The 1,665-nt window shown below is 65.5% G+C and carries 1 protein-coding gene; it reads right to left on the bottom strand.

The annotated features are described in order from the left end of the window. Positions 1–30 precede the first annotated feature (30 nt). Positions 31–1,598, bottom strand: a protein-coding gene (locus tag DVS29_RS36690; RefSeq protein WP_118186234.1) for an IS3 family transposase whose coding sequence is annotated in 2 segments (ribosomal slippage) — positions 31–1,160 and positions 1,160–1,598 — 1,569 coding nt in all. Because the reading frame shifts where the segments join, the coding sequence is not laid out codon by codon here. Between the last annotated feature and the right edge of the window lie 67 nt (positions 1,599–1,665).

Genomic DNA, 1,665 nt, shown 5'->3' on the forward strand with positions numbered 1-1,665 from the left:
CGGCGCGCGTCAAGGTAGTTGCCACCTCATTCATGCAGCCAAAGGCTGTTTATCTGCTTTGCGCGCCACCGTGGCGACAACCGAGTCGCGTTCCGGGTTGAGCGTCACGACACCGACTGGTGTCCAGTCGCGGGTGTCGCCCGACCATCGGGCCGGATTGCGTTCGCGCGCCGTCGCATACAGTGCATGACGTGCCGCGAGAAGCGCACGATCATCGCCGGCATGGCGCTGCGCAGGCGTCACGTAGCGAATGCCGCTATGACGATGCTCGAAGTTGTACCAGTGCACGAAACCGGACGCCCAGACACGGGCAGCGTTCAGGTCCTCGAAGCCCGTGGCCGGAAACTCGGGCCGGTACTTCGCGGTGCGGAACAGCGCCTCGGCGTAGGCATTGTCGTCGCTGACCCGGGGTCGCGAGTACGACGGCTTGATGCCCAGCCAGTGCAGCATCGCCAGCACGGTAGTGGCCTTCAGCGTCGCGCCGTTATCGCCGTGCAGCACCGGTCTGGCTTCAAGGGCGGCAATGCCTTCAGCGAGTGCCGTGCGGCGCACCAGATGCGCTGCATGTTCGGCAGCATCGCTGTCGTGCACTTCCCAGCCCACGATCTTGCGGCTGTACAAATCGAGGATCAGGTAAAGGTGGAACCATCGTCCTGTTATCGTCGCCGGCAGAAACGTCATGTCCCAGCACCACACCTGGCGCGGTGCCGTCGCGACGTGTGTGGTCGGGGGCCGGGCGCTTGAAGGCGTTCTGGCGCGGCCACGGCGCGTCATCTGTCCATGCTCGCGCAGCACGCGGGCAAAGGTCGATTCGCTGGCGATGTACACGCCTTCGTCGGCCAGCATCGGCACGATACGCGCCGGCGGCATGTCGGCAAAGCGCGGCTCGTTGGCCACCCGCAGCACGTGCGCGCGTTCCTCAGGGCTCAGCGCATGCGCAGGCAGCGGGCGACTCGCACCGGGCCGGGCGTCGCCTGTGACGAGCCCCTGATGAGCCTTCCAGCGTTGCAGGGTACGCACATCGATTCCGGCCACCTCGCAGGCCAGACGCAACCGTGCGCCAGCCTGTCTTGCGGAATCGATTTCCCGGGCCAGGAACTGGCGATCTTCGAGGCCGATCATTCGTCCTCGCCCTTGTCCGTGTTGAAGATCGCCCCGAGTTTTTTTGAAAGAACCAGCAATGCTGCCGCCTCGGCCAGCGCCGTCTCCTTGCGCCGCAGTTCGCGTTCGAGCTCCTTGATGCGGCGCTGGTCCTGCTTCGTCTGCTGGGGGCTGGCACGGGCCTCTTCGGGCTCGGCCAGCGCCTGCGTGGCCGCCGCGCGCCACTGAGCCAGCTCCTGCGCATACACGCCATGCTCACGGCACCAGGCATTCCTGGCCGTCTCGTCCATGGCTGCTGTGCTCAACACCGCATCGAACCGCGCGGCCGCTGTCCATGCCCGCTCGCGAGCGGGCATGGACAGCGCATCACTGCGCCAGCGCTCCAGCGTATCCACGCCCACACCGATCTCTCGCGCAACCTCTTCCACCGATGCGCTTTCCGGCGGCAACAACCGCACCACCGCTCTGTCCTTAAATGTCTGTCCGTAACGCGCCAATTCGTTCTCTCTTTACTGCCCCCAGGTTCCAATTCTATCGGGGCGGCATCTATTCTGACGCGGGGGG

It is taken from the genome of Paraburkholderia phosphatilytica (assembly GCF_003443895.1).
GTDB classification, from domain to species: domain Bacteria; phylum Pseudomonadota; class Gammaproteobacteria; order Burkholderiales; family Burkholderiaceae; genus Paraburkholderia; species Paraburkholderia phosphatilytica.